We start from the raw sequence: 25,482 nt of genomic DNA on the forward strand, positions 1-25,482 counted from the left end.
CGACGCCGGTCGCCGATTCGGTCGAAACGGTCATGCTCACGGCTTCTTGCTCCCGTCCTGGAGGGCCGCCTTCTCATCGCCGGGCAGCATGACGTTGGTCATGCCTTCCCACGGGCTGAGGAAGTCGAAGGCGCGGAAATCCTGGGTCAGACGGACCGGCTCGTAGATCACGCGCTTCTGGTCCTCGTCGTAGCGGGCTTCGACGTAGCCGGTCAGCGGGAAGTCCTTGCGGAAGGGGTGACCCTCGAACCCGTAGTCGGTGAGGATGCGGCGCAGGTCCGGATGGTTCTCGAAGAAGATGCCGAACAGGTCCCACACCTCGCGCTCGAACCAGTTCGCGGCGCTGAAGACGGCGACCGCCGACGGGACGGGCGTGTCCTCGTCGGTGGCCAGCTTCACGCGCATGCGCCGGTTGTGGGTGTAGCTGAGCAGCTGGTAGACGACCTCGAACCGCTCCGCGCGGTCCGGGTAATCGACCGCGGTGATGTCGGTCAGCTGCTCGAACCGGGTGGCCGGATCGTCGCGCAGCGCGGTCAGCACCGCCAGGATGGCCGGCCGTTTGACCGTCACCATCAGTTCGCCGAGCCTCACCTCGACCTTCAGGACGTCGCCGCCGATCTTGGCGGCGATGACGTCCCCGAGTTCCTTCAACGCCTGTTCGGACATGGGTGGGACCCTGCCTTCCTACTTGTCTTCAGCGCGCTTCTCTTCCGGCCACGGGACCGGAGCCTTGTCGGCCCCGGCCGGTCCGGTCCGCTGGGATCAGCGGGCGATGCGGTTGCCGCGCTTGATCTTCTTCTGGAGCTGGAGGATGCCGTAAATCAGCGCCTCCGCCGTCGGCGGGCAGCCGGGCACATAGATGTCCACCGGCACGATCCGGTCGCAGCCACGCACCACCGCGTAGGAATAGTGGTAGTAGCCGCCGCCGTTGGCGCAGGAACCCATCGAAATGACCCAGCGCGGCTCCGGCATCTGGTCGTAGACCTTGCGGAGCGCCGGGGCCATCTTGTTGGTCAGGGTGCCGGCGACGATCATGCAGTCGGACTGGCGCGGGCTGGGACGCGGAATCACGCCGAAACGGTCCAGGTCATACCGGCTCATATAGGCGTGGATCATCTCCACCGCGCAGCAGGCCAGACCGAAGGTCATCGGCCACAGCGAGCCGGTCCGGGCCCAGGCCAGCAGGTCCTCGTACTTCGCCAGCACGAAGCCCTTGTCCTGGATCTCGTCCGAGACCGCGCGGATGTAGGCGTCCTGTTCCGGTCCGGGCGGAATCGGCGCCAGCGGCTTGGCGACCTCTACTCCCATTCCAGAGCTCCTTTCTTCCACTCATAAATGAAGCCGATGGTCAGGATGCCCAGGAACAGCATCATCGACCAGAAGCCGAACAGCCCGATGTCACCCAGGGCGACCGCCCACGGGAACAGGAAGGCGACTTCAAGGTCGAAGATGATGAACAGGATCGAGACCAGGTAGAACCGCACGTCGAACTTGGTGCGCGCGTCCTCGAACGGCTCGAAGCCGCATTCGTAGGGGGAGACCTTCTCGGCGTCCGGGTTCTTCGGGCTGATGACGTAGGATGCCCCCACCATCACCGCGGCCAGCGCGATGCCGATCAGCAGAAACACCAGGATCGGAAGATACTCAATGATCAGCGGAGTCGACACCGCGTTCCTCCCATAAGCCCACGACCACGGGCGCCGTTCCGGCCGGGAAATCGGCGGAAGCGCAAAGCCGTGGCAGCCATGCCTTGGATTAGCCCATCAGACGGGCCGGAATATATGCCGAGACCGTGGGCAAGGAAAGCGCTTTGAATCGCTTTTCACCACGCGGAAGGACAAGCCGGTCCCCGCGCGAGAGCTTGGTAATACCACGTTTTTAAAACGGGGAAAAGGAAAGACAATACGCATGCGAAAAAGGACCCGCGGTTTGCGAGTCCTTTGCACATACTGGCGCGTTGCGCGCAATTTGAAAAAGGAAGTGGCGCGAGTGACGGGACTTGAACCCGCGGCCTCCGGCGTGACAGGCCGGCGCTCTAACCAACTGAGCTACACCCGCGCAGAGCGACTTGTTTCAAAACACCGCACCGTCACAGAGCCAAAGGCTTGAACCGCTTAGTGTTTTTAACTGGAACCGTTTAAGGCCCCCGTCGTTCGGTGGGCGGTTTGTAGTCGCCCCGGCCGCCGCCTGTCAATCACCAAATTGAAAAAAAAAATCACCGGAGCTGACGCCTGCGGCATCGTGGTGCCCCGCCCGCCCGCTCAGGGCAGACGGTGGGCATCGCGACGCAGGGCCTCCAGCCGGTCGAACGCCTGCAGCATGCCCGCCGACAGTTCGCGGTGGTCGACCGCATCCGGTCCGCCGAAGCGGGTCAGCGTCTCTTCCAGCGCGCGGGCCAGATGTTCGGCAACGTCAAGATGCTTCTGTTCCAGGGCCAGCTCCAGCGCGGCAAGGATGCGGTCGCCGAGCCGCCGTTCATTCAAGGTCATGCGTTTCCCCACCCATATCCGGCAACGGGCGGCGAGGCGCCGTCCCGTTTGCGTTTCCGACCGAGAATAGCAGCTTCGCCATTCGTGCGCGGTGGGATTCGCATCGCTGCGACATTTCGGAGGCAGCCCTTCCGGAACCGCCCTACCCCGTGCGATAGTCCGGCCATGACGTTCCGCGACTCGCCCCTCTTCTGTCTCATCGCCGTTCTTCCGGCCCTCGCCGTTTTCGCGGCGGCGGGCCCCGCCATGGCGGCCGCCAACGTATCGGCCGCCCAGGCCGAGGCGAAGGAGATCGCGAAGTCGATGGGCAACTGCACGCCGGCGAAGGTCGAGGTCCTGCGCTACACCGTCGGACGGGAAGGGTCGACGACCTTCAAGGTCGGCTGCACCGAGGACAAGGACGCCTTCGTCGTCGTGCAATGCCGGGCACGCATCTGCACCCTGCTTCGTTGAGGCAAGCCCCACCGGCGAATTCACCGCTCGTTAACCGGGGTCACGCGCAATGTGCAGGATTGGGTGGCCCATGTTTGGCAAGAGCGCTTGGCGAGAGGAATTGCAGGATGATGGGCGCAGGTATGGACGCGGCGCGAATGGGGTCCAGGCGGGGGCGGCTTGTCCTGTCGCTGGCGATTTCGGCGTGGGCGCTGACCGGCTGCACCTCCCCGCTCGGGCTGGCGGCGGCTGGTGCCGATGTCGTGACGCTGAATGCGACCAAGAAAACGATCGGCGATCATATCGTGTCGGCGGCCACCGGGCGCGATTGCTCGATCCTCAGCTTCGAGAAGGACGGCGATTATTGCCCTGACAAGGTCGAGGTCGACCGGTCGCGGCTCTATTGCTACCGCACGCTTGCCGACGTCGAGTGCCACCACATCCCGGACCCCTACCGCAACGGCAACACCGCGCTGGCCAGTCCGCCGCCGGACGTCCGGACGCTGCCGCGCAAGCGGGGCTGGTTCGACGACGCCACGCCCTATACGCCCAACAACGGGTCGTAAGGCGTCAACGCACCTTCTTGGCGACGAAGGCCTTGGCGATCGCCATCATCGCCTTCTCATGATTCGGCCCGCCGGCCGGCGCATTGTGAATGGTGGTGCCCTTCCCCGCAGGCGCTGACTTGCCGGTAGGCGTTGCACGCTGGGGAGCCGGCTGTTCGTCCGGCTCCCGGCCCAGCTGGTTCAGCAGGTTCTCGAGCGCATCGCGGCTGAGTCCGGAGGCCGACGGGCGCCCGCCCCCTGCCCCACCGGCGGCGGCCGGGCGTGCCGCCGGCCTGCTGCTGGCCGGACGGCCGGCCCGTTCGATGGCGGCGGCGGCGATGGCCTTCAGGAAGGGTTGGGCGATGCCGCGCAGCAGGTCGGGATCCTCGACAGCCCAGGCCATCAGGATCTTCTGCGCATTCATCCGGCTGCCCTTGGCCGCCAGGATCGCTTCGCGCACCTTGCCGTCGACATAGGAATTGCTCATCGGGAATCGCCCACCGGGATGTGTCCGCCGACCATGCAAATATCGGCGGTACTGTTCAGGACTGTTGGGCCAACTCGGTTAACAAACGGTTGCGGGTCCCTTCTGGCCGGCGGGAAGAGACCGAAGAAGCGGTTGCTCCAATTGGAGGAGGCGCGGATAGTGGCGGCATGCTGATCGAAACCTTTGCCGACCTGATCTGCCCCTGGTGCTACATCGGCAAGCGCCGGCTTGACCGGGCGCTGATGCAGCGGCCGAACCTGCGCCCGGAAATCCGCTGGCAGCCATTCCAGCTGAACCCGGACATGCCGCGCGGCGGGATGTCGCGCGACGACTATCTCGCCGCCAAGTTCGGCGGGGCGGAGCGGGCGCGGCAGATTCACCGGGTGGTGGAGGATACCGCGGCGCGCGACGGATTGCCGCTGGCGCTCGACCGCATCCAGCGCACGCCCAACAGTTTCGACGCGCACCGTCTGGTCCGCATCGCCGGCCGCCTGGGGCTGGGCAATGCCATGGCCGACGCGCTGTTCGCCGCCTATTTCGTCGAAGGTGTGGACATCGGCGACCCGGACGCGCTGGCCAGCGTCGCCGCCGGACTGGGGATGGACTTCGTCGAGATACGGCATCAGCTCTCCACAGATGCCGAATCGGCGTCAGTCCTTGCCGCCGATACGCTGGCCCGCCAGATGGGGCTGCAGGCGGTGCCCTGCTATATCTTCAATCGCCGCTACGCGCTCTCCGGCGCGCAGGAGCCCGCGAGTTTCCTGCCGCTGCTCGACCTCGGCAGCGAGGAACCGGAGAACCTGTCGGTCGTCTCATGTTGATCCCGGCCCCAAAATGAAGAAGGGCGGCCCGAAGGCCGCCCTCTCCCGCTTTTGGCGTGTCAGGCCGACGTGCTGCTGGCCTTGGCGTAGCCCAGGGTCTTCAGCGCGTCGGCGATCTCCGGCAGGATGCCCGGATCGTCGATGGTCGCCGGCATCTTGTAATCCTGGCTGTCGGCGATCTTCTGCATGGTGCCGCGCAGGATCTTGCCGGAGCGGGTCTTCGGCAGGCGGTCGACCACCAGGGCGCGCTTGAAGTCGGCGACCGGGCCGATCTGCTCGCGCACAAGCTGGACCACCTCCTTGACGATCTCCTCGTGCGGGCGGGTGACGCCGGCCTTCAGGCAGACGAAGCCCAGCGGCACCTGCCCCTTCAGATCGTCGGCCACGCCGATCACCGCGCATTCGGCGACGTCCTTGTGGCTCGACAGCACCTCTTCCATGGCGCCGGTGGACAGGCGGTGGCCGGCGACGTTGATGATGTCGTCGGTGCGGGCCATGACATAGACATAGCCGTCATCATCGACGAAGCCGGCATCGCCGGTCTGGTAGTAGCCGGGATAATCGGCGAGATAGGATTTCTTGAAGCGCTCGTCGGCGTTCCACAGCGTCGGCAGCGTGCCCGGAGGCAGCGGCAGCTTGACGCAGATGGCGCCGATGTCGCCGCGCGGAACCTCCTTCAGCTCGGCATTCAGCACGCGCACGTCCCAGCCCGGCATCGGGCGGGTGGCGGAGCCGTACTTGATCGGGAACAGGTGGACGCCCAGCGGGTTGCCGGAGATCGCCCAGCCGGTCTCGGTCTGCCACCAGTGGTCGATCACCGGGACGTTCAGATTGTCCTCGGCCCAATGCAGCGTGTCGGGGTCCGAGCGCTCGCCGGCCAGGAACAGGGCGCGGAAGTGCGACAGGTCGTACTTCTTCAGGTAATTGGCGTCCGGATCCTCGCGCTTGATGGCGCGGAAGGCGGTGGGGGCGGTGAACAGCGTGCCGACCTTGTGCTGCTCGATCACGCGCCAGAAGGTGCCCGGATCGGGGGTGCCGACCGGCTTGCCCTCGAACACCACGGTGGTGCAGCCGGTCAGCAACGGCGCATAGACGATGTAGGAATGGCCGACGACCCAACCCACGTCCGACGCCGCCCAATACACCTCGCCCGGCTTGACGTTGTAGATGTTGGTCATGGTCCAGCGCAGGGCCACCGCATGGCCGCCATTGTCGCGAACCACGCCCTTGGGCTGGCCGGTCGTGCCGGAGGTGTAGAGGATATAGAGCGGATCGGTCGCCTTGACGGGCACGCACTCCGCCGGCTCGGCCTTCGCCACCGCCTCGGCCCAGTCGACGTCGCGGCCGGCGATCAGCGTCGCCGTCTCCTGCGGGCGCTGCCAGACGATGACGCTGCCCGGCTTGTGGGCCGACTGCTCGATGGCGGCATCCAGCATCGGCTTGTACTTGACGATGCGGTTCGGCTCGATGCCGCAGGAGGCCGAAACGATGGCCTTCGGCTTGGCATCGTCGATGCGGGTCGCCAGCTCGTGCGGGGCGAAGCCGCCGAAGACCACCGAATGCACCGCACCCAGACGGGCGCAGGCCAGCATGGCGACCAGCGACTGCGGGATCATCGGCATATAGAGGAGGACGCGGTCGCCCTTCTCCACGCCCTGGGCACGCAGCGCGCCAGCGAAGCGGGCGACTTGGTCCTGCAACTCCGCATAGGTGATGGTCTGAACGGTCTGGGTGACCGGGCTGTCATAGATGATCGCAGCCTGAGCGCCGCGCCCGCCTTCCACATGACGGTCCACCGCGTTGTAGCAGGTGTTCAGCTCCCCGCCGGTGAACCAGCGGTAGAAGGGCGCGTTGCTGTCGTCCAGCACCTTGTCCCACGGCTTGAACCAGGAGATGTCCTTCGCCGCCTCGCCCCAGAACCCGGCGGGGTCCGACAGGGAGCGGGCATGCATCTGGTCGAAAAGCTCTGCAGTCGTGGTGCTGGCGGTCGGGCTCATGGCAGGGCGTCCCTCGTTCTATTTTGGTACTATTCGGTGCGCATTTCCTCTCGGCCGCGAAACGATCCGTTACGCAGCCTCCACAATCTGCGACAAAAGCATAAGTGCAGGCAAATGTCAGAAGGTCGGGGGTGCGGCGAGCTGTCGCATTCCCCATTCGTGAAACGATGTTCCGGGAATTGGAATAGCCCCGCTGTTTCAGAAGGAGACGCACACCGGCCGAATGGCCAGCCCGACCGACTGCTGGTGGAAACGGTCCTTGTACAGATCGACGATTTCGTGGATCAGCCGCAGCGTCGCCGGGTCGCCATCGGCCAACAGAGTGAGGATTTTGCTGGGTTCCCGCACCAGATGGCCGGTCTGGATGTCGCGCCAGTGGCCGGAGGCGTCGACGACGGTCAGCCCGTTGGGAAAGCGCGGCGTCACCTCCCGGTCCAGGAAGTCGGTCCATTCGCGATCGCTGACGCCAAGCTCGTTGCCGATGTTGCGCCCAAAGAACAATTGCGCCTCGATCATCGCGCCGGCCGCATAAGCCTCGCACACCGTTGGTGACACCGCCGGCGCGGGTGCCAGTTGGGCCGCGGCGGGGCCGGCCAGCAAGAGGAGCGAAAGGACGGCGGACGACAGGCCGGGACCATGGCGCAGGACGGGACGGTTGAAGAGACGCATGGGCGATTCTCCGTTCGGGCGGGAGAGGAAGCGTCGGCGGCGCGATCAGCGACGCTCTGGTCAGGACGCCCCTGGACCGTTATGCATGGATCATGGCCGTCGATCCACCCATCACCGGGATTCGCCCGATCCTGACCGTCGTTCACGGCAACGGCGAGCGCCTGATCGTGGCCCGTCTCACCAACCTGGGCGGCGGCAGCCAGTCCAACCGCTTCGTCCTGCGCCGCGCCGATTTCCGCGCACCCTGGGAGCAGCCGGACAAGGGCTATTTCGGCTATGCCGAGGTTGCCCGCGCCCTGGACGCCAACGGCTGGCGCGGCTGCATCATCGAGGCGATGGCGACCACCGACCTGGAGGAGCGCCGCGCCCGCCAGCTCGCCCGCAAGAAGCTCCATCTGCAATGTGTGGAGGCGGCGATCCGGCGGGCGCAGGAGGGGGAGACGCCCAAAGCGGGCTAGGCTTCCGCGCTCAGCACTTCCCCAGTGCCTTCATGCGCCGATCGAAATCGGCTGCAAGATCGGCGAGCGTCACTTGGCCGAGATGGCGGACGAGCACCGCCTCTGCCTCACGCAATGCCCCGTCGAGGGCGGCATTGACGGCCTGCTCCACCAGGCAACTCGGTTCGTCCGCCGTTGGACCGATGGCGAAGACCCCCGGTTCCCCCAATGCGCGGTGAATGTCCAGCAGGGTGATCCCGTCGAGCGGCCGTGCCAGCCGCCAGCCGCCGCCATGGCCCTTTTCCGACCGCACATGGCCGGCCTCGCGCAGCCCCGCCATGGTCCGGCGGATGACCACCGGATTCGTGTTCAGCATCTCAGCGATCGCTTCCGACGTCAGCGCACCGTCATGCCGGTCCATGTGGATCAGCACATGCAGCATGCGGGAAAGGCGGCTGTCCTGCCTCATCGGTGATCGGTCCTTTCGGGGGTGACGCAGGCGGCCGGTCAACTCAGGCCACTTCATAAGTTACATGGCACATTGACCGCGCCCTTTCATGTAACTTATCGTGTGTCGTGATCGGACGCGGACGGCGCGCCGGTAATTCCGTGGAAAGGCACAGGCATGAACGGAAACGACACGACGACCTATGACGCCATCATCGTCGGCGGCAGCTATGCCGGCATCGCCGCCGCGCTGCAGCTGGCCCGTGCCCGGCGCCGGGTTCTGGTGGTGGATGAGGGACTGCGGCGCAACCGCTTCGCCAGCCACTCGCATGGTTTCCTCGGTCAGGATGGTCGTCCACCGGGAGAAATCGCCGGCGAGGCCCGCAATCAGTTGATGCGCTATCCGACCGTCACCTGGATGACCGGTCGGGCGGAACAGGCCGCGAGGACACCCGAGGGATTCCGAATCACCAGCTCCGACGGCATCGGCTACCGAGGGCGTCGGCTGTTGATCGCCGTTGGTGTGGTCGACGAACTGCCGGCGATCCCCGGTCTGGTGGAACGTTGGGGACGCTCCGTGTTCCATTGTCCCTACTGCCACGGCTATGAGCTGATGCAAGGTCGTATCGGTGTCGTCGCCGTATCCGGGCAATCCATGCACCACGCGCTGATGCTGCCGGATTGGGGACCGACGACACTGCTCCTGAATGGAGCGTTCGAGCCCGACGCCGACCAGTCGGCCCATCTGGCGCGGCGCGGGGTGGCCGTCGAGACTGCCCTCATCAGCGGGATCGACGGCGATTCACCGGAGGTCTCGCTCGCCGACGGACGCAGATTGCCTTTCGCCGGACTGTTCGTGCTGCCGCGAAGCCGCGTTGCAAGCCCGCTGCCCGCACAGCTCGGGTGCGCGACCGAAGACGGACCGCTCGGCACCCATATTCGCGTCGACGCGATGCAGGAAACCAGCATCCCCGGCGTCTTCGCCTGTGGCGATGCGGCACGAGCCGCGGGATCGGTGGCGCTGGCCGTCGGCGCCGGCACGATCGCCGGGACGGCGCTGCACCGGTCGCTGCTGTTCTGCGACGACGACGCCTTGTTCGTCCGCTCCTAACCGATCAGCAGGCCCGCCGCGATGGTCCACATCACCAGGGCGATGACGCCGTCCATCACCCGCCACGCGGTGGGCTTGGCGAACAGCGGGCGCAGCAGCCGGGCGCCGTAGCCAAGCGCGAAGAAGAACAGGAAGGATGCCGTCATCGCCCCCAGGGCGAAGGCGCCCCTGGCCTCGGCGAAGCGGGCGGAGACCGAGCCGACCAGCACCACCGTGTCCAGATAGACATGCGGGTTCAGCCAGGTCAGCGCGAGGCAGGTCAGCAGTGCCGGCAACAGCCCGCCCGGTTCACGATCGGCCGGGTTCAGCCCACTGCCGCCGGCCCACGCCGACCGGGCGCTCCGCAATCCATAGACCAGCAGGAAGGCAGCGCCGGCATAGCGCATCAGCGGTTCCAGCCAGGGCCAGCGCGCCGCGACGGTGGCGAATCCGCTCACCCCCGCCAGGATCAGCACGGCGTCGGACAGCGCACAGGTGGCGCAGATCACCAGCACATGCTCGTTGCGCAGGCCCTGACGCAGCACGAAGGCGTTCTGCGCCCCGATGGCGACGATCAGGCTGAACCCGAGGAACAGCCCCGGCAGGAAGGCAGGCATCAGGGCGGCGGGAGAAAGGTCGGTCATCGCGGCGGCTCCGGAAGCGGCGGATGTCATTCCGCTACCACCTCGCGCTCCTTTGCCGTACTTAACCGTTCTTGCCGTGATTAAGCAGAGCTAAACCATGCTGGACTACCCGCTGCTGGTGGCGCTGGCCGCCGTGATCCGCACCGGCAGCTTCGAGCGCGCCGCCCGGCAGCTGCATGTCACCCCGTCGGCGGTGTCGCAGCGGGTGAAGCTGCTGGAGGAGCGGCTGGGCACCGTCCTTGTGGTCCGTGGCCAGCCCTGCACCGGCACCGCCGCCGGCCTGCGCCTGTGTCAGCACGTGGAGCAGGTGGCGCTGCTGGAAAGCGAACTGCGCGGCACCCTGCCCGGGCTCAACCCGGCCGACGGTCCGGTCACCTTGCGGATCGCGGTGAATGCCGACAGCCTCGCCACATGGTTCGTCGCGGCGATGGCCGAGCTGCCGGGCTGCCTGTTCGATCTGGTGCTGGACGACCAGGACCACAGCGCCGAATGGCTGCGCAAGGGCGAGGTGCTGGCCGCCGTCACCGCCAGCGCGGCACCGGTTCCCGGCTGCAACAGCCATCCGCTTGGCGCACTCCGCTACCGCGCCACCGCCAGCCCGGATTACCTGCGCCGCCATTTCGCCGACGGGGTGACGGCGGACGCCTTGGCGAACGCGCCTTGCCTGACCTTCAACCGCAAGGATCAGTTGCAGGCGCAGTGGCTGCGCATGGTGCTGAGCGACTGCGATCCGGCACAGGCGCCCACTCCGCCGACTCACTGGCTGCCCTCCACCCATGCCTTCGTCGATGGGGCGCTGGCCGGGCTGGGATGGGGAATGAACCCCGACCCGCTGGTTGCCGACCATCTGGCGACGGGGCGTCTGGTGGAGTTGGTGCCCGGCCGGCCGCTGGACGTGCCACTCCATTGGCAGCAGAGCCGGATCGCCGGAACCGCGCTGGCCGACCTGTCGCGCGCGGTCCTGCGCGCCGGACGGCGAGCCCTCCATCCCACCGGCGAAGAGGCAGGAAGCCCGCCCGCCCGATGAAGGCTTTGCCCGCGCCGAGTGCGCGCTTATATGGATTCAACCAATCTCTGGAGGGACTCGATGACCAGCAGCGCCGCCACGGCCGCAAACGACACCCCCGATCTGGGTGCGCTTCCCACCTGGGACCTGAGCGACCTCTATCCCGGCACCGAGTCGCCGGAGCTGAAGGCCGACCTCGACCGGATGGAGCGGGAGTGCAAGGCCTTCCGCGAGCGCTATGCCGGCAAGCTGGCGGCGCTGAACGGCGACGATCTGGCCGCGGCGATCCGCAGCTATGAGGACATCGACGAGACGCTGTCGCGCGTCATGTCCTATGCCGGGCTGGTCTACAACGGCAACATGATCGACCCGGCCATCGCCAAATTCTATCAGTCGGCGCAGGAGCGGGTGAACGACATCTCCGCCCACCTGATCTTCTTCACGCTGGAGATCAACCGGCTGGACGAAAAGGACCTGGCGGCCAAGCAGAAGGCTTCGGCGGCCCTGCGCCATTACGAGCCGTGGCTGCGCGACGTCCGCCTCTACCGCGACCACCAGCTGTCCGACGAGATCGAGCGGCTGCTGCATGAAAAGCACGTGGTCGGCCGCGCCGCCTGGAATCGCCTGTTCGACGAGACCATCGCCAGCCTGCGCTTCCCCATGGGCGGGAAGGACCTGACCTGTGCGGAGGCGCTGAACCGCCTGTCCGACCGCAATCCCGCCATCCGCCGCGAGGCCGGCGAGGTGGTGGGCAAGGTGCTGGGCGAGAATGCGCGGCTGTTCTCGCTGGTCACCAACACGCTGGCCAAGGACAAGGAGATCGAGGACGATTGGCGCAACTATCCGACGCCGACCTCCGCCCGCAACCTGTCCAACCGGGTCGAGGATGAAGTCGTCGACGCGCTGGTCTCCGCCGTCAAGGGCGCCTATCCGGAGCTGTCCCACCGCTATTACGCGATGAAGGCCAAATGGTTCGGCCAGGACCATCTGGATTACTGGGACCGCAACGCTCCCCTGCCGGAGGATGCCGACCGCAGCATTCCCTGGGACGAGGCGCGCGACATCGTGCTGGGCGCCTATGGCCGCTTCTCCCCCCACCTCGCCAGTCTGGGCAAGCGCTTCTTCGACAACCCCTGGATCGACGCGCCGGTCCGCCCCGGCAAGGCGCCGGGCGCCTTCGCCCACCCGACCGTGCCCAGCGTTCACCCCTATCTGCTGGTCAACTACCAGGGCAAGACGCGCGACGTGATGACGCTGGCCCATGAGCTGGGGCATGGCGTCCACCAGATCCTGGCCGGCAAGCAGGGTCACTTCCTGTCCGACACCCCGCTGACGCTGGCGGAAACCGCCTCCGTGTTCGGCGAGATGCTGACCTTCCGCGCCCTGCTGGCGGCGGAGACCGACCCCAAGCGCCGCCGCATCATGCTGGCCGGCAAGGTCGAGGACATGCTGAACACGGTGGTCCGCCAGATCGCCTTCTTCGATTTCGAACGCCGCGTCCACACCGAACGGCGCGAGGGCGAACTGACCTCGGACCGCATCGGTGAAATCTGGATGGCGGTGCAGATCGAAAGCCTGGGGCCGGCGCTGCGCTTCGACGAGGGATACAGGCATTACTGGTCCTACATCCCCCACTTCATCCACTCGCCTTTCTATGTCTACGCCTATGCCTTCGGCGACTGCCTGGTGAACTCGCTCTATGCGGTCTATCAGGATGCCGAACAGGGCTTCGCCGAGAAATATCTGGCGATGCTGACGGCCGGCGGCACGCTGCGCCACAAGGAGCTGCTGGCCCCCTTCGGCCTCGACGCCTCCGACCCCGCCTTCTGGCAGAAGGGGCTCGGCGTCATCCGCGGCTTCATCGACGAGCTTGAGGCCGGCGAGGCGAAAGCCTGACGAATCGGGTGTCTTGACCGCCGTCAAGAGACCATGACCGGCGTGCGGGTATGGTGGCCTTCGGAGCGTCGTCTCCGAAGGCCATCTTTTTTGGAAGCGAACATCATGCTTGCGACCACCACGCCCTCCGCCCCATCCGCTGACGTCCCCCTCCTTGGCTACGAGGCCATGGACCGCGACCACGCCGATTCCCTGGCGCTTTGGCAAGTTGCCCACGACGCCCCCGCCGGCCAACTCCAGGCGCCCTTCGCCGCCTTCGCCAAGCATCTGCGCGAACATTTCGCCCGCGAGAACGCGCTGATGACCCAGCACGGCTTCTTCGCCCTGCATTGCCACAAGGACGAGCACACCCGCGTCCTGAAGGTGGTCGCGACCATGGAAGCCGAACTGGAGGAGGGTAACGAGGCCCGCGCGCGCCTGTATGTGACCGAGCATTTCCCCGACTGGTTCCACACCCATCTGGCGACGATGGATCGGGTGACCGCGGATTTCCTGGCGCAGGCAGAGGGGTGAAGGACAGCGCCGATTGCGCGGCTCTCCTGCCTATTCCGTGAAGCGCTCAGCCTTTGATCGCATCCGGAGGAACGGCATCCGGTCGAGGCGGATCGCTTCTCAGGAATTGGTAAGGAGCATCGCGACGCTGGGCGCGGTGCGATAGAGATCGGGACCGGCCGGAGCCGTATTCAGAAAATAGGACTTCGGAAATTTGGACCGGAGCAGTGGAAGGCTGTCGAAGACGCTGTAGCTGTAGGCGATTCCATCCCCTTCCGATTGAACATAGCCTTTCCCATTGGTCTTTATGAAATCCGCCAGCGGCCAAAGCCCGATCCGGTGAATGGCCTGTTTGACGCGACGGGCCAATGGCCCCCCATGGCCGAAATTGTTGCAATCCGAAATGAACACGGCGTTACCTGCCACTCGGGCCATCTCGCGCACGGCACGCATGTCATCCTGGACATGATGCAAAACACCGAATTCGCAGACCAGATCGAAGCTGTTGTCGGGATAGGGAATGTCGAGAGCGCTGCCTTCGACAAGCCGGTCGGGCCGATGACCCTTGCGAATTGCCTCGGCAATCATCTCGGGAACAGGTTCCAACCCGAAGACCTCGACATCCGGCGCATGCTGAGCCAGCCACAGCCCGACGCGACCGGTCCCACACCCGACGTCAAGCACACGTCGGAACCCATAAAACCGAATGAGTCCGGTCAACCACTGCAAAGCGAATGTATGTTCATCGGCCTGAGAGACATGCATCCGATCATAAAGTTGCGCGGTCTTCCTGTAATAGGCGCGCTGAGTTTCCGACATGTCCGGATCCAATCGAACCAATGATTCTTGCATGGCGGCTTACCAACATGGCCCCGCTCACGCGAACTCAATCATCAAACAGGACAAGGCGCGATGGTACAAAGCGAAAAGGCCCGGCTCAAGGCCAGGCATCGAAGCTACACGACTTTTTTAGAGAACGGATGGTGGGCGCACAAGGACTCGAACCTTGGACCCGCTGATTAAGAGTCAGCTGCTCTACCAACTGAGCTATGCGCCCATCCGTAGGATATGTTCAAGAGATGGTGGGCGCACAAGGACTCGAACCTTGGACCCGCTGATTAAGAGTCAGCTGCTCTACCAACTGAGCTATGCGCCCATCTCTTGCTGCGGTGAACCTGACTGAATTCCTTACTGAAATCAGCCGACTGTTCATCGCGCCGGCCAAGCCGTTGTCCCGGCCGGTGTGGCGCGGTTTATAGCGAAGGGCCTTTGGCCTGTCGATAGCAAAATCGCACCCCATGTGAATTTTTTGGCGCGTGCTTTTCGGTGGCCGGACTCCTGCCCCGGCGGCTACACCGGCGCAGTCGAAACGGGCATCGGAACGGGAGATCGGGAATGGGCGGCTGGACCGAAGGCTATGTCGGCGGCATCGACTATATCCGCGCCGTCTATCGCGACTGGTCGCCGGCCCTGCTCTGCTTCGCGCTGACGCTGCGCGGCTGGCGCCCGCCCGAGGCGCTGCGCCACGGCAGCTTCACCATGGCGGAGCCCGGCTGCGGCCATGGGCTGACCAGCGCGTTGCTGGCCGGCGCCCATCCGGCGGCGCGATTCGAGGCGATGGACTTCAACCCCTCCCACGTCGCCGGCGTCCGCCGGCTGGCCGCCGACGCCGGGCTGACCAACGCCGAGTTCCTGGAGGAAAGCTTCGCCGAGTACGCCCGCCGCGACGGCCCCATGCTGGACGTGGTCGCCCTGCACGGCGTCTGGTCCTGGGTGAGCGGGGAGAACCGCGCGATCCTGCTGGACACGCTGCGCCGCCGGTTGGCGCCGGGTGGTGTGGTCTTCGTCAGCTACAACGCCCTGCCCGGCACGCTCGCCCACATGCCGCTGCGCCGCCTGCTGGTGGAGCGCTGCGCCGAAGGGGACGGTCCCCTGCCCGACCGCATCGCCCGCGCGGTGGAGTTCGCCGCGCGGATGGCGGCGCAAGGCGGCGGCTGGTTCGCCAACACAGAGGGCGTGGTGGAGCGGATCGAGCAGCTTCGCCACAAATCGCCCAACTACATCGCCCACGAATATCTGAACGGCGACTGGACCGCCTTCTACCATGCCGACGTGGCGCGCGAGCTGGCCGGCGCGAAGCTGGAATTCGCCGGCGCCGCCGTGCCGATGGAACAGTTGCACGACCTCACCCTCTCCCCCGCCCAGCAGGCGCTGGCAGATGAGGCGCGCGACCCCGCCCAGGCGGAGACCCTGCGCGACGTGATGACCAACCGCAGCTTCCGCCGCGACCTGTTCGTGAAGGGCGGCGAACGGCTGGGTCGGGCCGAGCGCCGCGCGTTGCTCGGCGAGACCCGTTATGCGCTTCTGGTGGCCGCCGACGACCTGCCGGAGGTCGCGTCCACGCCCATCGGCCGCCTGCCCTTCCCGCGGGCGCTCTACCAGCCGCTGGCCGACGCCCTGGCAGAAGGGCCACAGAGCCTGGACGCGCTGCTCGCCCGGCCGGCCCTGGCGGGGCAGGGGGAAGAGGCGGTGCTGCGCGCGCTGGTGCTGCTGACCAGCCTGTCGCTGGCGGCACCGGTGATGCCGGACGAGGGCTCTGCCGAACGGAAGACTTCAAGCGACCGCTTCAATGCCGCCGTGCTGGAACGCCATCGCTTCGGCGACACGCCGGGGCAGCTCGCCTCGCCCCTTCTGGGCGCCGGCGTGCCGGTGTCACGGATCGAGGCTCTGTTCCTCCTGGCCGCCCGCCTGGGCGAGGAGCCGGCCGCCTTCGCCTGGAATTACCTGTCGGCCGACGGCATCGTGCTGGGGCGCGATGGCGAGCGTTGCATTGGGGATGAAGCCAACCGCGCGGAACTGGCGCGCCGTCATGCGGCCTTCGTGCAGCGGCGATTGCCGTTGCTGCAGGGACTCGGGGTGGCTTGAGGGCTGGAGTGCCGGCGTCAGCGCTCCGCCGCCGTCTTTGGCAGCTTTTCGGCAATGCCGTAAAGCGCCTCGCGACGGCGGATTTCGGCGAAGACGTCGTCGGGATGGATGTTCAGCGTCGCCCACAGGACAGACAGGTTGTAGAGCAGGTCGGCGCTTTCGTTGATGACGCCCTGGCGATCCTCGTTCATGGCGTCCAGCGCCACCTCGACCGCCTCCTCGCCCACCTTCTTGGCGATCTTCTTCGGGCCGGCGGCGATCAGCCGCGCGGTCTTGGAGTGCGCCGGATCCATCTGCTGGCGGTCGAGGATGGCGGCATAAAGGCGGATCAGGTCGTCGGTCATCAGGTGGGATTTGTCTCGTGTGCGGGCGACGGAAGCATCGTTTCGATAACGTGATCGCTCCGCGACGGAATTACCATCCCCCATAGGCGCGGTGAGGCGCCGCACGATGGCCTTATGCCTTGCGGCGCGGCGACGTTTCAGCTCACCGGGTCATAGGAATGGTCGGCCTTCGGACGCTCGTCCAGCAGGGCTTCGCCGGTGCTGACGAAATAGACGACCTCGGCGATGTTGGTGGCGTGGTCGCCGATGCGCTCCAGGTTCTTGGCGATCATCATCAGGTGCATGTGCGCCGTGAACTGGTCCGGCGCCGCCAATGCTGACCGTTCCACCTCCGCAACGAGGCTGGTGTAGAGGGCATCCACCTCGTCGTCGGTGCGCCAGATGCGCAGGGCCGCCTCGCCGTCATTGTCGACATAGGCGTCGATCACGGCGCTGAGGCGCTCGCGCACCAGCCGGCCGAGCTGCGGAAGCCCCGCCATCGATCCGGCGTCGGGCAGGCTGAAGATGGCAACAGCCCGCTTGGCGGTGTTGGCGGCATGATCGCCGATCCGTTCCAGATTGCCGGCGATCTTCAGCGCCGCGATCACCTCGCGCAGATCGTCGGCAACCGGTTGACGCAGAGCCAGCAGGCGCATGCAGTGGGCTTCGATGTCATGCTCGAAGGAGTCGAGTCGCGCATCCGATTCCACGATTTCCCGCGCAAGCTCGGGATTGCGCTGGGCCAGACAGGTCAGCGCCTGGTCGATCTGCGTCTCCGCAGCGCCGGCCATCTGAACGATGGCGGATTTCAGCCGCTTCAGCGCGTCCTCGAACGCGGACACGATGTGCGGAGCGGAGGTCTTCATGGTCGCCAAACCCTTCCCGGCGGTCTTGTGCAAAGCCCTCACCATAGCGCCCGGACGTTACGGTACGATGACAGCCCTTATGACCAAAGGCGGTTCCCGCTCCCCCCTCGCCCACCCCGGAAACTGCCTGATTGATTTTGCGGCGCAGCATTGCGACACATGTGTGGAGTCCGTGCTTTCTCCCCCACTCAACGACGTGCCGAACCCGCCATGATCGAACGCCGCTTTGAACAGATCATTTTTGCCAGCCGCTGGCTGCTCGCCCCCTTCTATCTCGGGCTGGTCGTCTCGCTGGGTGCCTTGCTGGTGAAGTTCATGCAGGAAATCCTGCATATCGTCCCGCACGTGCTGGAAATGAGCGAGAAGGACGTGCTGCTGGCCGTTCTGACGCTGATCGACATGTCCTTCGCCGGCAATCTTCTGCTGATGGTGATCTTCGCCGGCTACGAGAACTTCGTCTCCAAGATCGACGTCGCCAATCACGAGGACCGGCCGGACTGGATGGGCAAGGTCGATTTCGGTGGACTGAAGCTGAAACTGATCGCCTCGATCGTCGCCATTTCGGGGATTCACCTATTGAAGGCCTTCATGAACCTGGCGCAGACCTCCCGCGACGAGTTGATGTGGCTGGTCATCATCCACATGACCTTCGTGATTTCCGGCGTTCTGCTCGCCTGCATGGACAGGCTGGAGGGGCACCACGCCCCTGCCGCGAAGTCCGGACCCAAATCTGCAACGGATCAACACTGAACCGGAAAGACGGGCCGGCAAAAGGCCATTGCGGCGCATCATCGACAGGGATAGACACTCTACGGTCACACCGGCTTGCCGGGCCGTCGGCGGATCGGAACGGGCTTGACCGCAGGGCTTCTGCCCGTTGACGGAATATTAACCCTAACACGCCAATGTCCCGATCACCAGACACCGCGCCGCAGCGGTCACCGGTCCTCCGGAGGCTGTCATTGCGGCAGGTATCAGGGCTGCCGGGCGCACTCTCCGCTTGAGCGTGCGGGCGCATTCGACTATGGAACCGTTGGCGGGCATGCTATGCCAGTCCGCCGGCTCGGCCGTCTCAACCGCTTTGATAGAGTTCGTCAGCTCCATGCTCTCCAAACTGCTCGGCGTTCTGTCCGCCGACATGGCGATCGATCTGGGGACGGCCAACACCCTGGTCTATGTCAAGGGCCGCGGCATCGTCCTGAACGAACCGTCCGTCGTCGCCATCGCCAATGTGCGCGGCAAAAAGCAGGTCCTCGCCGTCGGTGACGAGGCGAAGATGATGCTTGGCCGCACGCCCGGAAACATCCAGGCCATCCGGCCGCTTCGCGACGGCGTCATCGCCGATTTCGAAGTTGCGGAGGAAATGATCAAGCATTTCATCCGCAAGGTTCACAACCGCCGCAGCTTCGCCAGCCCGCAGGTCATCATCTGCGTGCCGTCGGGCTCGACCGCGGTGGAACGCCGGGCGATCCAGGAATCGGCGGAGGCCGCAGGCGCCCGCCGCGTCTTCCTGATCGAGGAACCGATGGCCGCCGCGATCGGCGCCGGCCTGCCGGTGACGGAGCCGACGGGGTCGATGGTCGTCGACATCGGCGGCGGCACCACCGAGGTGGCCGTGCTGTCGCTGGGCGGCATCGTCTACTCCCGCTCGGTCCGCGTCGGCGGCGACAAGATGGACGAGGCCATCATCGGCTACATCCGCCGCAGCCACAATCTGCTGGTCGGCGAAGGCTCCGCCGAGCGGATCAAGAAGGAAATCGGCTCCGCCTGTCCGCCCGAGGACGGTGAAGGCCGCATCCTGGAGATCAAGGGCCGCGACCTGATGAACGGCGTGCCCAAGGAGCTGATCATCTCCGAACGCCAGATCGCCGAGTCGCTGGCCGAGCCCGTTTCGGCCATCGTCGAGGCGGTCAAGGTGGCGCTGGAGCACACCGCTCCGGAACTGGCCGCCGACATCGTCGACAAGGGCATCGTCCTGACCGGCGGCGGCGCGCTTCTGGGCAACCTGGACTTCGTCCTGCGCCACGCCACCGGCCTGCCGGTGTCGATCGCGGACGATCCGCTCTCCTGCGTGGCGCTCGGCACCGGCCGCGCGCTGGAGGAGATGAAGACGCTGCGAAACGTCTTGGTCAGCGCCTACTGATTGGTGTATCCCTGGTTGGAAGGCCTCCGGTCCCACGCTCTCTCAGAGCGGCTGAGGACCGGAGACGGACCGCGTATCTGGACGGGAATTTCCTGTGAAGCCACGCTCATCCGGCTCCGTCATCCGCCTTGCCGCCCCTTTGCGGGCTCTCGCGCAGCGTTTCTCCTTCCTTCTGCTGGTTCTGGCCTCCGTCGCGCTGATGATGGTGGGCAAGATCGAGTCCGTTTCGGTGGACAGCGCCCGCGCACGCGTGACCGATGCCTTCGCCCCCATCCTGGACGCCATCTCCCGCCCCGCCGCGACGGCGGCGCGCGTGGTCGAGTCCGCGGTGGAGCTTGAGAACGCCTTCGACGAAAACCAGCGGCTGAAGGCCGAGAACGCCCGGCTGCTGCAATGGAGGCAGGCGGCGTTGCGGCTGGAGGCGGAGAACAACAGCCTGCGCAGCCTGCTGCGCGTCCGCCCGGAGCCGGCCGTCAACTACATCGCCGCCCGCGTCATCGCCACGCCCGGCAGTTCCTTCGTCCGCACGCTGGTGGTCACCGCCGGCCGACGCGACGGGGTGCGCAAGGGACAGGCTGCTCTGGCCGGCGCCGGTCTGGTCGGCCGGGTGATCGAGGTCGGCGAATGGTCGTCCCGCGTCCTGCTGCTGACCGACATCAACGCCCGCACTCCGGTGATCCTGTCGAACACGCGCCAGCGCTCGATCCTGGCCGGCGACAATTCCGATCAGGCCAAGCTTCTGTACCTGCCGCCCGACTCGCCGATCCAGGTGGGAGAGCGGGTGGTGACCTCGGGTGACGGCGGTCTTTTTCCGCCCGGCTTGCCGGTCGGCGTGGTGACCGCGGTCAGCGAACGCGGCATTCGCGTCCTGCCCAGCGCCGATCTGTCGCGCGTCGAATATCTGCGCCTGGTGGATTTCGGCCTGCCGAGCACCGATCTGGACCCGTCGCCGGATTCCAAGTGAACCGGATGTGGAAGTGAGCTGGATGTGGACGTGAGCCGGACGGACGGTCCGCCGACCGGAGGATTGCCGATATGACGGCGACTTTCTGGCAGAAGGTGGACAAGACCGGGCGCAATCTGGCGCCCTTCGCCGTCACGGTGATGATGGTGCTGGTCGGCATGATCCCGGTGCCGGTGCCCGGCTACGCCCCGGTGGCCCCGAACCTGACGCTGGTTTCGGTCTATTACTGGACGATCCACAGGCCTGACCTGATGCGTCCGGGGGTGGCCTTTCTGATCGGGTTGCTGCAGGATTTCCTGGTCGGCGGACCGCTGGGCGTGAATGCGCTGCTGCTGGTCGTCGCCCAATGGGCGGTGCTGAACCAGCGCCGGGTGTTCCTGGCCAGCACCTTCGCCCTGCTGTGGTTCGGCTTCACGCTGGTTATGGCGGGTGCCGTGCTGCTGCAATGGCTGGCCTTCACGGTGCTGGACGCTGCCGCGCTGTCGATCCTGCCGGCGCTGTTCCAGGGCCTGCTGACGGTGGCTGTGTTTCCTGCGGTGGGTTGGCTGCTGATCCGCGTCCACCGCGCGTTCCTGAACGGGTAAAGGGCCCCGACGGATCTCATGAGTTCAATCGATCGCGACACCGACCGCTCCCGCCTGCTGGCGCGCCGCGCCCTGGTGCTGGGCGGCATCAAGCTGGCCGGCCTGTCCGCGCTGGTCGGTCGCCTGTATTACCTGCAGGTCGTCGAGTCGGCCCGCTACACCATGCTGGCGGAGGAGAACCGCATCAGCCTGCGGCTGATTGCGCCCTCGCGCGGCAACATCGTCGACCGTTTCGGCGTGCCGCTGGCGGTCAACGAGCAGAACTATCGCGTCGTCGTGGTGTCGGAACGCACCCACAACATCCAGGAGACGCTCGACAAGATCTCCCGCATCGTGCCGCTGACCGATGGCGACCGCCGCCGCGTGCTGCGCGAGTTGCATCGCAAGCGCCGATTCGTGCCCGTCACCGTGCGCGAGAACCTGACCTGGGAGCAGGTGGCGACGCTGGAGACCAACACCCCCGACCTGCCCGGCGTGGCGATCGAGGTGGGCGAGCTGCGGCATTACCCGCAGGCGGACGCGACCGCCCACATCCTGGGCTATGTCGGCGCCGTATCGGAAGCGGAGCTGAGCGGCAACAGCGATCCGGTGCTGTCCCTGCCCGGTTTCCGCATCGGCAAGGCCGGCATCGAGAAGTTTCACGAGAAGGTGCTGCGCGGCACCGCCGGCACCAGCCAGCTGGAAGTCAATGCGGTCGGCCGCGTCATCCGCGAACTCTCCCGCGACGAGGGGCAGTCGGGCCGGGAAATCCAGCTGACCATCGACATGGCCCTGCAGCGCTTCGTGCAGGAAAGGCTGTCGCAGGAGGTCAGCGCCTCGGCGGTGGTGATGGACGTGCACACCGGCGGCATCTACGCCCTGTGCTCGCACCCCAGCTACGATCCCAACCAGTTCACCATGGGCATCAGCGCCGAGCTGTGGGAGGAGTTGCTGTCCAACCCGGCGACTCCGCTGAACAACAAGGCGGTGGTCGGCCAATACCCACCGGGCTCCACCTTCAAGATGATGGCGGCTCTGGCGGCGCTGGAATCGGGGGTGGTCAGCAACCGCCATACGGTGTTCTGCCCCGGCTACCTCGAACTGGGCGACCACCGCTTCCACTGCTGGAAGCGCGGCGGCCACGGCACCGTCGATTTCGTCGGCGCGCTGCGCCATTCCTGCGACGTGTTCTTCTACGACGTGTCGCGCCGGATCGGCATCGACCGCATCGCCGAGATGTCCAACCGCTTCGGCCTGGGCCACCGCACCGACATCGACCTGCCGCACGAGCGCGCCGGCCTGATCCCCTCGATTGCCTGGAAGAAGGCGACGCTGGGCAAGGGCTGGGACATGGGCGAGACGCTGGTCGCCTCGATCGGCCAGGGCTATGTGCTGACGACGCCGCTGCAGCTGGCGGTGATGGTCTGCCGGCTGGCCAATGGCGGCTATGCGGTCAAGCCGCACCTGACCAAGCAGATCAAGACTGTCAGCGGCGAACAGACCGCCTGGCCCGGCATCGGCGTGAAGAAGGAGAATCTCGACATCGTGCTGCGCGGCATGACCGAGGTGGTGAACGCCCCGAACGGCACCGCCTTCAAGTCGCGCATCACCGAAGTTGGGTACGAGATGGCCGGCAAGACCGGGTCCGCCCAGGTCCGCCGCATCACCATGGCCGAGCGCAACAGCGGCGTGAAGAAGAACGAAGACCTGCCCTGGCGCGAGCGCGACCACGCCCTGTTCGTCGCCTTCGCGCCGATCCAGGCGCCGCGCTATGCCTGCGCCGTCTTCGTCGAGCATGGCGGCGGCGGATCGACCGCGGCGGCGCCGATCGCCCGCGACATCCTGCTGGAAACCCAGAAGCGCGACCCCGGCCGTGCCGCCGTCGCCGAAACCCCGCCGCCGAGCGGCATGCCGGAACCCCGGGGCTGAGGTTTCCTGATCGGAACGATGCTTCCAACGAGCGACTGCGCGGGCGCCCTGTTCCCTCAGACCACCTGCAGCCCGAACACCGCGGCGCCGAGAAGACGGGCATCGCTGTTGCGAAGATCGACCGTCACTGGGCGGACGGCATCGGGCGCGTCGATCCAGAGGGTCAGAAGATCGTCCTGCCTGTCCTCGCGCCGGGGGATCGGCACGGCCACCGACGTGGTTTGACCGAAAGCCAGCCTGACCTCGACCGGTGCTGCAAAGTTCAGGGAGAGGAAGACCGACTGCCGCTCGTGATAGGGTAGGCCTGCCAGCGTGATGAGCAGCGACTGGCACGCTGTCTCCGGAATGCGCAGGACGACGACCGCCTGCCTGCTGGTCCAGATCCAATTCTCTTCGTGGTGATGGAAGCCGCTCCAGCCGGACAGAACGGAGCCGATCCCACGCGCCACCGGATATTCCCGTCCACGCAGCAAAGTAGCGATCGGCGGGATTGCCGGGATGTGGCGCCGGCTCCCATCATTGACACCCGCGGCCCGAGGGGCCGATGCGGCATGCGTTCCGGTGAGGCGGTTGCGGGATCGCATCCAATGATCGGTTTGTGCCAGGAAATCGGCGTTCCAGCGCGCCTCGGTCGCAGCCGCCCGCACCGGGTCGAGTTTTCCCTGGGTGCGCAGCCAAGCAAGATCACGCAGGCGCTGCGCACAGACCATGAGCTTCAAGGCCGCAGAATGCTCCTGGGTGGCGAGGTCGGAACCCTGCCATCCGCTGACCCGGTGACTGTTGCTGGCATGCTGCCGCCACCCGACCAAAGGACGCGACCGGTAATGATGGCTTCCGAGCAGCGTTGCCCTGAAGCCGGTGAGGAGATCGAGGCCATATGGACAGAGTTCGGGGTCGAGCGGCGGAAATGCCTCGATCACGGAACGATGATAGGCCGACGAGGCGCCCAGCCAGCAGGGTTCCATCTGGCGGTCGAGCAGTGTGACGGGGTCATCGAAGACCGTGTCCGGCATTTCCGCACCGCTCAGGGAGATCGGGATGCCGCCCTCGCTCAGCAGGAGCGCATTGGACGTGAACAGCCGGCAACCAGGGTTGGCGGCGAAATGGTTGATGATCGTGTCAAGTCGGCCCGGGAGCGTGATGTCGTCGCTGTCCGCCTGGATAAGCAGCGGCGCCCGCGAGAGGGCGACGAGGCTGGGCAGCATGCCATGACCGATCGCTTGGCTATTCCGCATCACCGTCGCGGCCACGTCCGGCCGGCCGCTCAGCCGCTCCAGGGCCACGGAAAGGCTGCCATCATCGGACCCGTCGTCGATCAGAACGAGTTCGGTGTCCGATCGCCATTGGGAAAACAGACTGTCCAGTTGTTGGCCGATCCAGCCGGCATGGTTGCGCAACGGGATGAAGACCGTCGCCGCAAAGCTCTGATGCGGAGCGGCCGGCGGCTGGACGGGGGCATCCTCGGCCCAGCGCTCGATGGCGCCGGCGATCTCGTCGGCAGCATAACAGCTGCTGACGTCCGGATGAGCGTAGATCGCCTCCAATGCCGGGCGAGGCAGGCGAAAACAGCTCTTCAGAGCGCGATAGATCTCGCTCGTCGGTTTGGTCGTGCCGTCGTTCGAATGCGGCAGGCGGAACTCCATCCCCGGAAAGAGTTCGGCCAGTCCATTCTGGATTGCTGTCGGTGCGTTCTCGTGGCGGAACAGCAGAAGGCGGACATTCCCCTTGGTCAGGATCGAGTAGCCGCGTTGCCGATCGAAAGCATGCGCCCGCAGATCGAAACCGAAGGGCGTCTCGATCTCTTCCCGAAACCAGATCAGGGGCGCGCGGATCATCCGCTCAAGATAAAGGCGATTGGGATCGCCATCGGGCGTATCGCGGAGCCACAGATCGCCGACGCGCGCGGCGAGAGCCTCCGCCGTCGCCTCCGCCGTGGCGCCAAGGCAATCCGCGAAGTCGGCGTCGAGGTTCTGCATGGCGACCGAGATCGAGCGGACGATAGGGTCGCGGACACCGCTGACGATGGTTACGGACTCGCCTTTGGCCATGGCCTCGGCCAGGCGGCGGGCAATCCCCGGCGCTTCTGTGTGGAACGGCGGCATGTCCTGCTGGGCCGTCGCCCGCAAGGCGAGAGCATGTGCCAAAGGTTCGTGCAGCCAGGACCCGAGCCCATGACTGTTGAAGACCTCACCAGGAAAGCGCGCGGCCAGCAACTCGGTTATGGAGGTTGTGCAGACCTTGGCATAGGTAAGGACGAGGATCATGGTCTAGCTCATGTGGCAGCGGCAGACAGGGTGATTGGGCGGCCGTCTGGCTG

27 protein-coding genes and 3 tRNA genes are annotated in these 25,482 nt (G+C 66.0%); 14 read left to right on the forward strand and 16 right to left on the reverse strand.

The annotated features are described in order from the left end of the window. Nucleotides 1-36 precede the first annotated feature (36 nt). From TSH20_RS06775 to TSH20_RS06795, 5 genes are all read right to left on the reverse strand, one after another. On the reverse strand, nt 37-666 hold the full coding sequence (locus TSH20_RS06775) for an NADH-quinone oxidoreductase subunit C (RefSeq protein WP_109074000.1): 630 nt from the start codon (nt 664-666) through the stop codon (nt 37-39). A 96-nt stretch (nt 667-762) separates the two neighbouring features. After that, a complete protein-coding gene (locus tag TSH20_RS06780; protein WP_174470176.1) occupies nt 763-1,308 on the reverse strand; it encodes an NADH-quinone oxidoreductase subunit B in 546 nt (181 codons plus the stop codon). Then, nucleotides 1,299-1,667 (reverse strand): NADH-quinone oxidoreductase subunit A, encoded by a 369-nt coding sequence (locus TSH20_RS06785; RefSeq protein ID WP_045580751.1) that lies wholly within the window; start codon nt 1,665-1,667, stop codon nt 1,299-1,301. The genes TSH20_RS06780 and TSH20_RS06785 overlap by 10 nt, the downstream gene beginning before the upstream one ends. Nucleotides 1,668-1,981: 314 nt before the next feature. Continuing rightward, nucleotides 1,982-2,058 (reverse strand) — tRNA-Asp (locus tag TSH20_RS06790). Between the two features lie 203 nt (nt 2,059-2,261). Beyond that, the gene (locus tag TSH20_RS06795; RefSeq protein ID WP_085089951.1) at nt 2,262-2,489 is read right to left on the reverse strand and encodes a hypothetical protein; all 228 of its coding nucleotides are present in this window, start codon (nt 2,487-2,489) and stop codon (nt 2,262-2,264) included. Between the two features lie 165 nt (nt 2,490-2,654). On the opposite strand from TSH20_RS06795, the gene TSH20_RS06800 reads away from it, so the two are divergent. Next, a complete protein-coding gene (locus TSH20_RS06800) occupies nt 2,655-2,942 on the forward strand; it encodes a hypothetical protein (RefSeq protein ID WP_247871188.1) in 288 nt (95 codons plus the stop codon). A 137-nt stretch (nt 2,943-3,079) separates the two neighbouring features. Further along, complete coding sequence (locus tag TSH20_RS06805; RefSeq protein WP_109074001.1) at nt 3,080-3,487, forward strand: hypothetical protein; 408 nt, start codon at nt 3,080-3,082, stop codon at nt 3,485-3,487. A 4-nt stretch (nt 3,488-3,491) separates the two neighbouring features. On the opposite strand, the gene TSH20_RS06810 is transcribed toward TSH20_RS06805, so the two are convergent. Then, entirely contained in the window at nt 3,492-3,953 is a 462-nt protein-coding gene (locus tag TSH20_RS06810) for a hypothetical protein (RefSeq protein ID WP_109074002.1), read from the reverse strand. A gap of 167 nt (nt 3,954-4,120) precedes the next feature. On the opposite strand from TSH20_RS06810, the gene TSH20_RS06815 reads away from it, so the two are divergent. Beyond that, a complete protein-coding gene (locus TSH20_RS06815) occupies nt 4,121-4,774 on the forward strand; it encodes a DsbA family oxidoreductase (protein ID WP_109074003.1) in 654 nt (217 codons plus the stop codon). Between the two features lie 59 nt (nt 4,775-4,833). On the opposite strand, the gene TSH20_RS06820 is transcribed toward TSH20_RS06815, so the two are convergent. Together TSH20_RS06820 and TSH20_RS06825 are read right to left on the reverse strand one after the other, a co-directional pair. Beyond that, a complete protein-coding gene (locus tag TSH20_RS06820; protein ID WP_109074004.1) occupies nt 4,834-6,771 on the reverse strand; it encodes a propionyl-CoA synthetase in 1,938 nt (645 codons plus the stop codon). Nucleotides 6,772-6,969: 198 nt separating this feature from the next. Beyond that, nucleotides 6,970-7,440: a DUF3574 domain-containing protein gene (locus TSH20_RS06825; protein WP_109074005.1), complete on the reverse strand. Its 471-nt coding sequence runs from the start codon at nt 7,438-7,440 to the stop codon at nt 6,970-6,972. Between the two features lie 92 nt (nt 7,441-7,532). Here TSH20_RS06825 and TSH20_RS06830 point away from each other — a divergent pair, with 92 nt between their 5' ends. Beyond that, nucleotides 7,533-7,898, forward strand: a complete 366-nt coding sequence (locus TSH20_RS06830) for a hypothetical protein (protein ID WP_109074006.1) — start codon at nt 7,533-7,535, stop codon at nt 7,896-7,898. Nucleotides 7,899-7,908: 10 nt separating this feature from the next. On the opposite strand, the gene TSH20_RS06835 is transcribed toward TSH20_RS06830, so the two are convergent. Further along, a complete protein-coding gene (locus tag TSH20_RS06835) occupies nt 7,909-8,346 on the reverse strand; it encodes an Rrf2 family transcriptional regulator (RefSeq protein WP_109074007.1) in 438 nt (145 codons plus the stop codon). Nucleotides 8,347-8,502: 156 nt separating this feature from the next. Between TSH20_RS06835 and TSH20_RS06840 the strand changes: the two genes are divergently transcribed. Then, nucleotides 8,503-9,435 carry an NAD(P)/FAD-dependent oxidoreductase gene (locus TSH20_RS06840; RefSeq protein WP_109074008.1) on the forward strand — a complete coding sequence of 311 codons (933 nt, stop codon included), beginning with the start codon at nt 8,503-8,505 and terminating at the stop codon, nt 9,433-9,435. Here TSH20_RS06840 and TSH20_RS06845 read toward each other — a convergent pair. Next, nucleotides 9,432-10,058, reverse strand: a complete 627-nt coding sequence (locus TSH20_RS06845) for a LysE/ArgO family amino acid transporter (RefSeq protein WP_109074009.1) — start codon at nt 10,056-10,058, stop codon at nt 9,432-9,434. The two genes, TSH20_RS06840 and TSH20_RS06845, sit on opposite strands and share 4 nt — an antisense overlap. 97 nt (nt 10,059-10,155) lie before the next feature. On the opposite strand from TSH20_RS06845, the gene TSH20_RS06850 reads away from it, so the two are divergent. The 3 genes from TSH20_RS06850 (at nt 10,156) to TSH20_RS06860 (ending at nt 13,473) form a co-directional block, all read left to right on the forward strand. After that, the gene (locus TSH20_RS06850; protein WP_109074010.1) at nt 10,156-11,085 is read left to right on the forward strand and encodes a LysR family transcriptional regulator ArgP; all 930 of its coding nucleotides are present in this window, start codon (nt 10,156-10,158) and stop codon (nt 11,083-11,085) included. 60 nt (nt 11,086-11,145) lie between these two features. Continuing rightward, complete coding sequence (locus tag TSH20_RS06855; protein WP_109074011.1) at nt 11,146-12,960, forward strand: M3 family oligoendopeptidase; 1,815 nt, start codon at nt 11,146-11,148, stop codon at nt 12,958-12,960. 105 nt (nt 12,961-13,065) lie between these two features. After that, nucleotides 13,066-13,473, forward strand: coding sequence for a hemerythrin family protein (locus TSH20_RS06860; protein ID WP_109074081.1), 408 nt, complete (start codon nt 13,066-13,068; stop codon nt 13,471-13,473). A gap of 99 nt (nt 13,474-13,572) precedes the next feature. Here TSH20_RS06860 and TSH20_RS06865 read toward each other — a convergent pair whose 3' ends face one another. From TSH20_RS06865 to TSH20_RS06875, 3 genes are all read right to left on the reverse strand, one after another. Beyond that, the gene (locus TSH20_RS06865; protein ID WP_158281960.1) at nt 13,573-14,271 is read right to left on the reverse strand and encodes a class I SAM-dependent methyltransferase; all 699 of its coding nucleotides are present in this window, start codon (nt 14,269-14,271) and stop codon (nt 13,573-13,575) included. Between the two features lie 162 nt (nt 14,272-14,433). Next, a tRNA-Lys gene (locus TSH20_RS06870) sits at nt 14,434-14,509 on the reverse strand. A 23-nt stretch (nt 14,510-14,532) separates the two neighbouring features. Continuing rightward, a tRNA-Lys gene (locus TSH20_RS06875) sits at nt 14,533-14,608 on the reverse strand. 239 nt (nt 14,609-14,847) lie between these two features. Between TSH20_RS06875 and TSH20_RS06880 the strand changes: the two genes are divergently transcribed. Further along, nucleotides 14,848-16,377 (forward strand): class I SAM-dependent methyltransferase, encoded by a 1,530-nt coding sequence (locus TSH20_RS06880; RefSeq protein WP_109074013.1) that lies wholly within the window; start codon nt 14,848-14,850, stop codon nt 16,375-16,377. 17 nt (nt 16,378-16,394) lie between these two features. Here TSH20_RS06880 and hisE read toward each other — a convergent pair whose 3' ends face one another. Together hisE and phoU are read right to left on the reverse strand one after the other, a co-directional pair. Further along, a complete protein-coding gene (hisE, locus tag TSH20_RS06885) occupies nt 16,395-16,721 on the reverse strand; it encodes a phosphoribosyl-ATP diphosphatase (RefSeq protein ID WP_085089963.1) in 327 nt (108 codons plus the stop codon). A 137-nt stretch (nt 16,722-16,858) separates the two neighbouring features. Continuing rightward, nucleotides 16,859-17,566, reverse strand: a complete 708-nt coding sequence (phoU, locus tag TSH20_RS06890) for a phosphate signaling complex protein PhoU (protein ID WP_085089964.1) — start codon at nt 17,564-17,566, stop codon at nt 16,859-16,861. A 210-nt stretch (nt 17,567-17,776) separates the two neighbouring features. Between phoU and TSH20_RS06895 the strand changes: the two genes are divergently transcribed. The 5 genes from TSH20_RS06895 to mrdA all read left to right on the forward strand — a co-directional run bounded on the left by TSH20_RS06895 (nt 17,777) and on the right by mrdA (nt 23,165). Beyond that, the gene (locus TSH20_RS06895) at nt 17,777-18,316 is read left to right on the forward strand and encodes a TIGR00645 family protein (RefSeq protein ID WP_109074014.1); all 540 of its coding nucleotides are present in this window, start codon (nt 17,777-17,779) and stop codon (nt 18,314-18,316) included. Nucleotides 18,317-18,668: 352 nt separating this feature from the next. Next, complete coding sequence (locus TSH20_RS06900) at nt 18,669-19,709, forward strand: rod shape-determining protein (RefSeq protein ID WP_012974729.1); 1,041 nt, start codon at nt 18,669-18,671, stop codon at nt 19,707-19,709. 94 nt (nt 19,710-19,803) lie between these two features. Continuing rightward, nucleotides 19,804-20,673 (forward strand): rod shape-determining protein MreC, encoded by an 870-nt coding sequence (gene mreC, locus TSH20_RS06905; protein WP_109074015.1) that lies wholly within the window; start codon nt 19,804-19,806, stop codon nt 20,671-20,673. Between the two features lie 71 nt (nt 20,674-20,744). Next, nucleotides 20,745-21,257 carry a rod shape-determining protein MreD gene (mreD, locus tag TSH20_RS06910; RefSeq protein WP_109074016.1) on the forward strand — a complete coding sequence of 171 codons (513 nt, stop codon included), beginning with the start codon at nt 20,745-20,747 and terminating at the stop codon, nt 21,255-21,257. Nucleotides 21,258-21,275: 18 nt separating this feature from the next. Then, nucleotides 21,276-23,165 (forward strand): penicillin-binding protein 2, encoded by a 1,890-nt coding sequence (mrdA, locus tag TSH20_RS06915; RefSeq protein ID WP_109074017.1) that lies wholly within the window; start codon nt 21,276-21,278, stop codon nt 23,163-23,165. Nucleotides 23,166-23,221: 56 nt separating this feature from the next. Here the strand turns inward: mrdA and TSH20_RS06920 are convergent, their stop codons facing one another. Continuing rightward, nucleotides 23,222-25,429: a glycosyltransferase gene (locus TSH20_RS06920; RefSeq protein ID WP_109074018.1), complete on the reverse strand. Its 2,208-nt coding sequence runs from the start codon at nt 25,427-25,429 to the stop codon at nt 23,222-23,224. Between the last annotated feature and the right edge of the window lie 53 nt (nt 25,430-25,482).

It is taken from the genome of Azospirillum sp. TSH20 (genome assembly GCF_003115935.1).
Lineage (GTDB): Bacteria > Pseudomonadota > Alphaproteobacteria > Azospirillales > Azospirillaceae > Azospirillum.

Bases quoted from the DNA above. Each gene is read 5' to 3' on its own strand.
- TSH20_RS06845 (WP_109074009.1), bottom strand. From the start codon at position 10,058: ATGACCGACCTTTCTCCCGCCGCCCTGATGCCTGCCTTCCTGCCGGGG.
- TSH20_RS06920 (WP_109074018.1), bottom strand. From the start codon at position 25,429: ATGATCCTCGTCCTTACCTATGCCAAGGTCTGCACAACCTCCATAACC.
- TSH20_RS06805 (WP_109074001.1), top strand. From the start codon at position 3,080: ATGGGGTCCAGGCGGGGGCGGCTTGTCCTGTCGCTGGCGATTTCGGCG.
- TSH20_RS06865 (WP_158281960.1), bottom strand. From the start codon at position 14,271: ATGTCGGAAACTCAGCGCGCCTATTACAGGAAGACCGCGCAACTTTAT.
- TSH20_RS06860 (WP_109074081.1), top strand. From the start codon at position 13,066: ATGCTTGCGACCACCACGCCCTCCGCCCCATCCGCTGACGTCCCCCTC.
- phoU (WP_085089964.1), bottom strand. From the start codon at position 17,566: ATGAAGACCTCCGCTCCGCACATCGTGTCCGCGTTCGAGGACGCGCTG.
- TSH20_RS06820 (WP_109074004.1), bottom strand. From the start codon at position 6,771: ATGAGCCCGACCGCCAGCACCACGACTGCAGAGCTTTTCGACCAGATG.
- TSH20_RS06825 (WP_109074005.1), bottom strand. From the start codon at position 7,440: ATGCGTCTCTTCAACCGTCCCGTCCTGCGCCATGGTCCCGGCCTGTCG.
- TSH20_RS06880 (WP_109074013.1), top strand. From the start codon at position 14,848: ATGGGCGGCTGGACCGAAGGCTATGTCGGCGGCATCGACTATATCCGC.
- TSH20_RS06895 (WP_109074014.1), top strand. From the start codon at position 17,777: ATGATCGAACGCCGCTTTGAACAGATCATTTTTGCCAGCCGCTGGCTG.
- mreD (WP_109074016.1), top strand. From the start codon at position 20,745: ATGACGGCGACTTTCTGGCAGAAGGTGGACAAGACCGGGCGCAATCTG.
- TSH20_RS06795 (WP_085089951.1), bottom strand. From the start codon at position 2,489: ATGACCTTGAATGAACGGCGGCTCGGCGACCGCATCCTTGCCGCGCTG.
- TSH20_RS06835 (WP_109074007.1), bottom strand. From the start codon at position 8,346: ATGAGGCAGGACAGCCGCCTTTCCCGCATGCTGCATGTGCTGATCCAC.
- mrdA (WP_109074017.1), top strand. From the start codon at position 21,276: ATGAGTTCAATCGATCGCGACACCGACCGCTCCCGCCTGCTGGCGCGC.
- TSH20_RS06830 (WP_109074006.1), top strand. From the start codon at position 7,533: ATGGCCGTCGATCCACCCATCACCGGGATTCGCCCGATCCTGACCGTC.
- TSH20_RS06855 (WP_109074011.1), top strand. From the start codon at position 11,146: ATGACCAGCAGCGCCGCCACGGCCGCAAACGACACCCCCGATCTGGGT.
- TSH20_RS06850 (WP_109074010.1), top strand. From the start codon at position 10,156: ATGCTGGACTACCCGCTGCTGGTGGCGCTGGCCGCCGTGATCCGCACC.
- TSH20_RS06775 (WP_109074000.1), bottom strand. From the start codon at position 666: ATGTCCGAACAGGCGTTGAAGGAACTCGGGGACGTCATCGCCGCCAAG.
- TSH20_RS06780 (WP_174470176.1), bottom strand. From the start codon at position 1,308: ATGGGAGTAGAGGTCGCCAAGCCGCTGGCGCCGATTCCGCCCGGACCG.
- TSH20_RS06900 (WP_012974729.1), top strand. From the start codon at position 18,669: ATGCTCTCCAAACTGCTCGGCGTTCTGTCCGCCGACATGGCGATCGAT.
- TSH20_RS06815 (WP_109074003.1), top strand. From the start codon at position 4,121: ATGCTGATCGAAACCTTTGCCGACCTGATCTGCCCCTGGTGCTACATC.
- TSH20_RS06840 (WP_109074008.1), top strand. From the start codon at position 8,503: ATGAACGGAAACGACACGACGACCTATGACGCCATCATCGTCGGCGGC.
- hisE (WP_085089963.1), bottom strand. From the start codon at position 16,721: ATGACCGACGACCTGATCCGCCTTTATGCCGCCATCCTCGACCGCCAG.
- TSH20_RS06800 (WP_247871188.1), top strand. From the start codon at position 2,655: ATGACGTTCCGCGACTCGCCCCTCTTCTGTCTCATCGCCGTTCTTCCG.
- TSH20_RS06810 (WP_109074002.1), bottom strand. From the start codon at position 3,953: ATGAGCAATTCCTATGTCGACGGCAAGGTGCGCGAAGCGATCCTGGCG.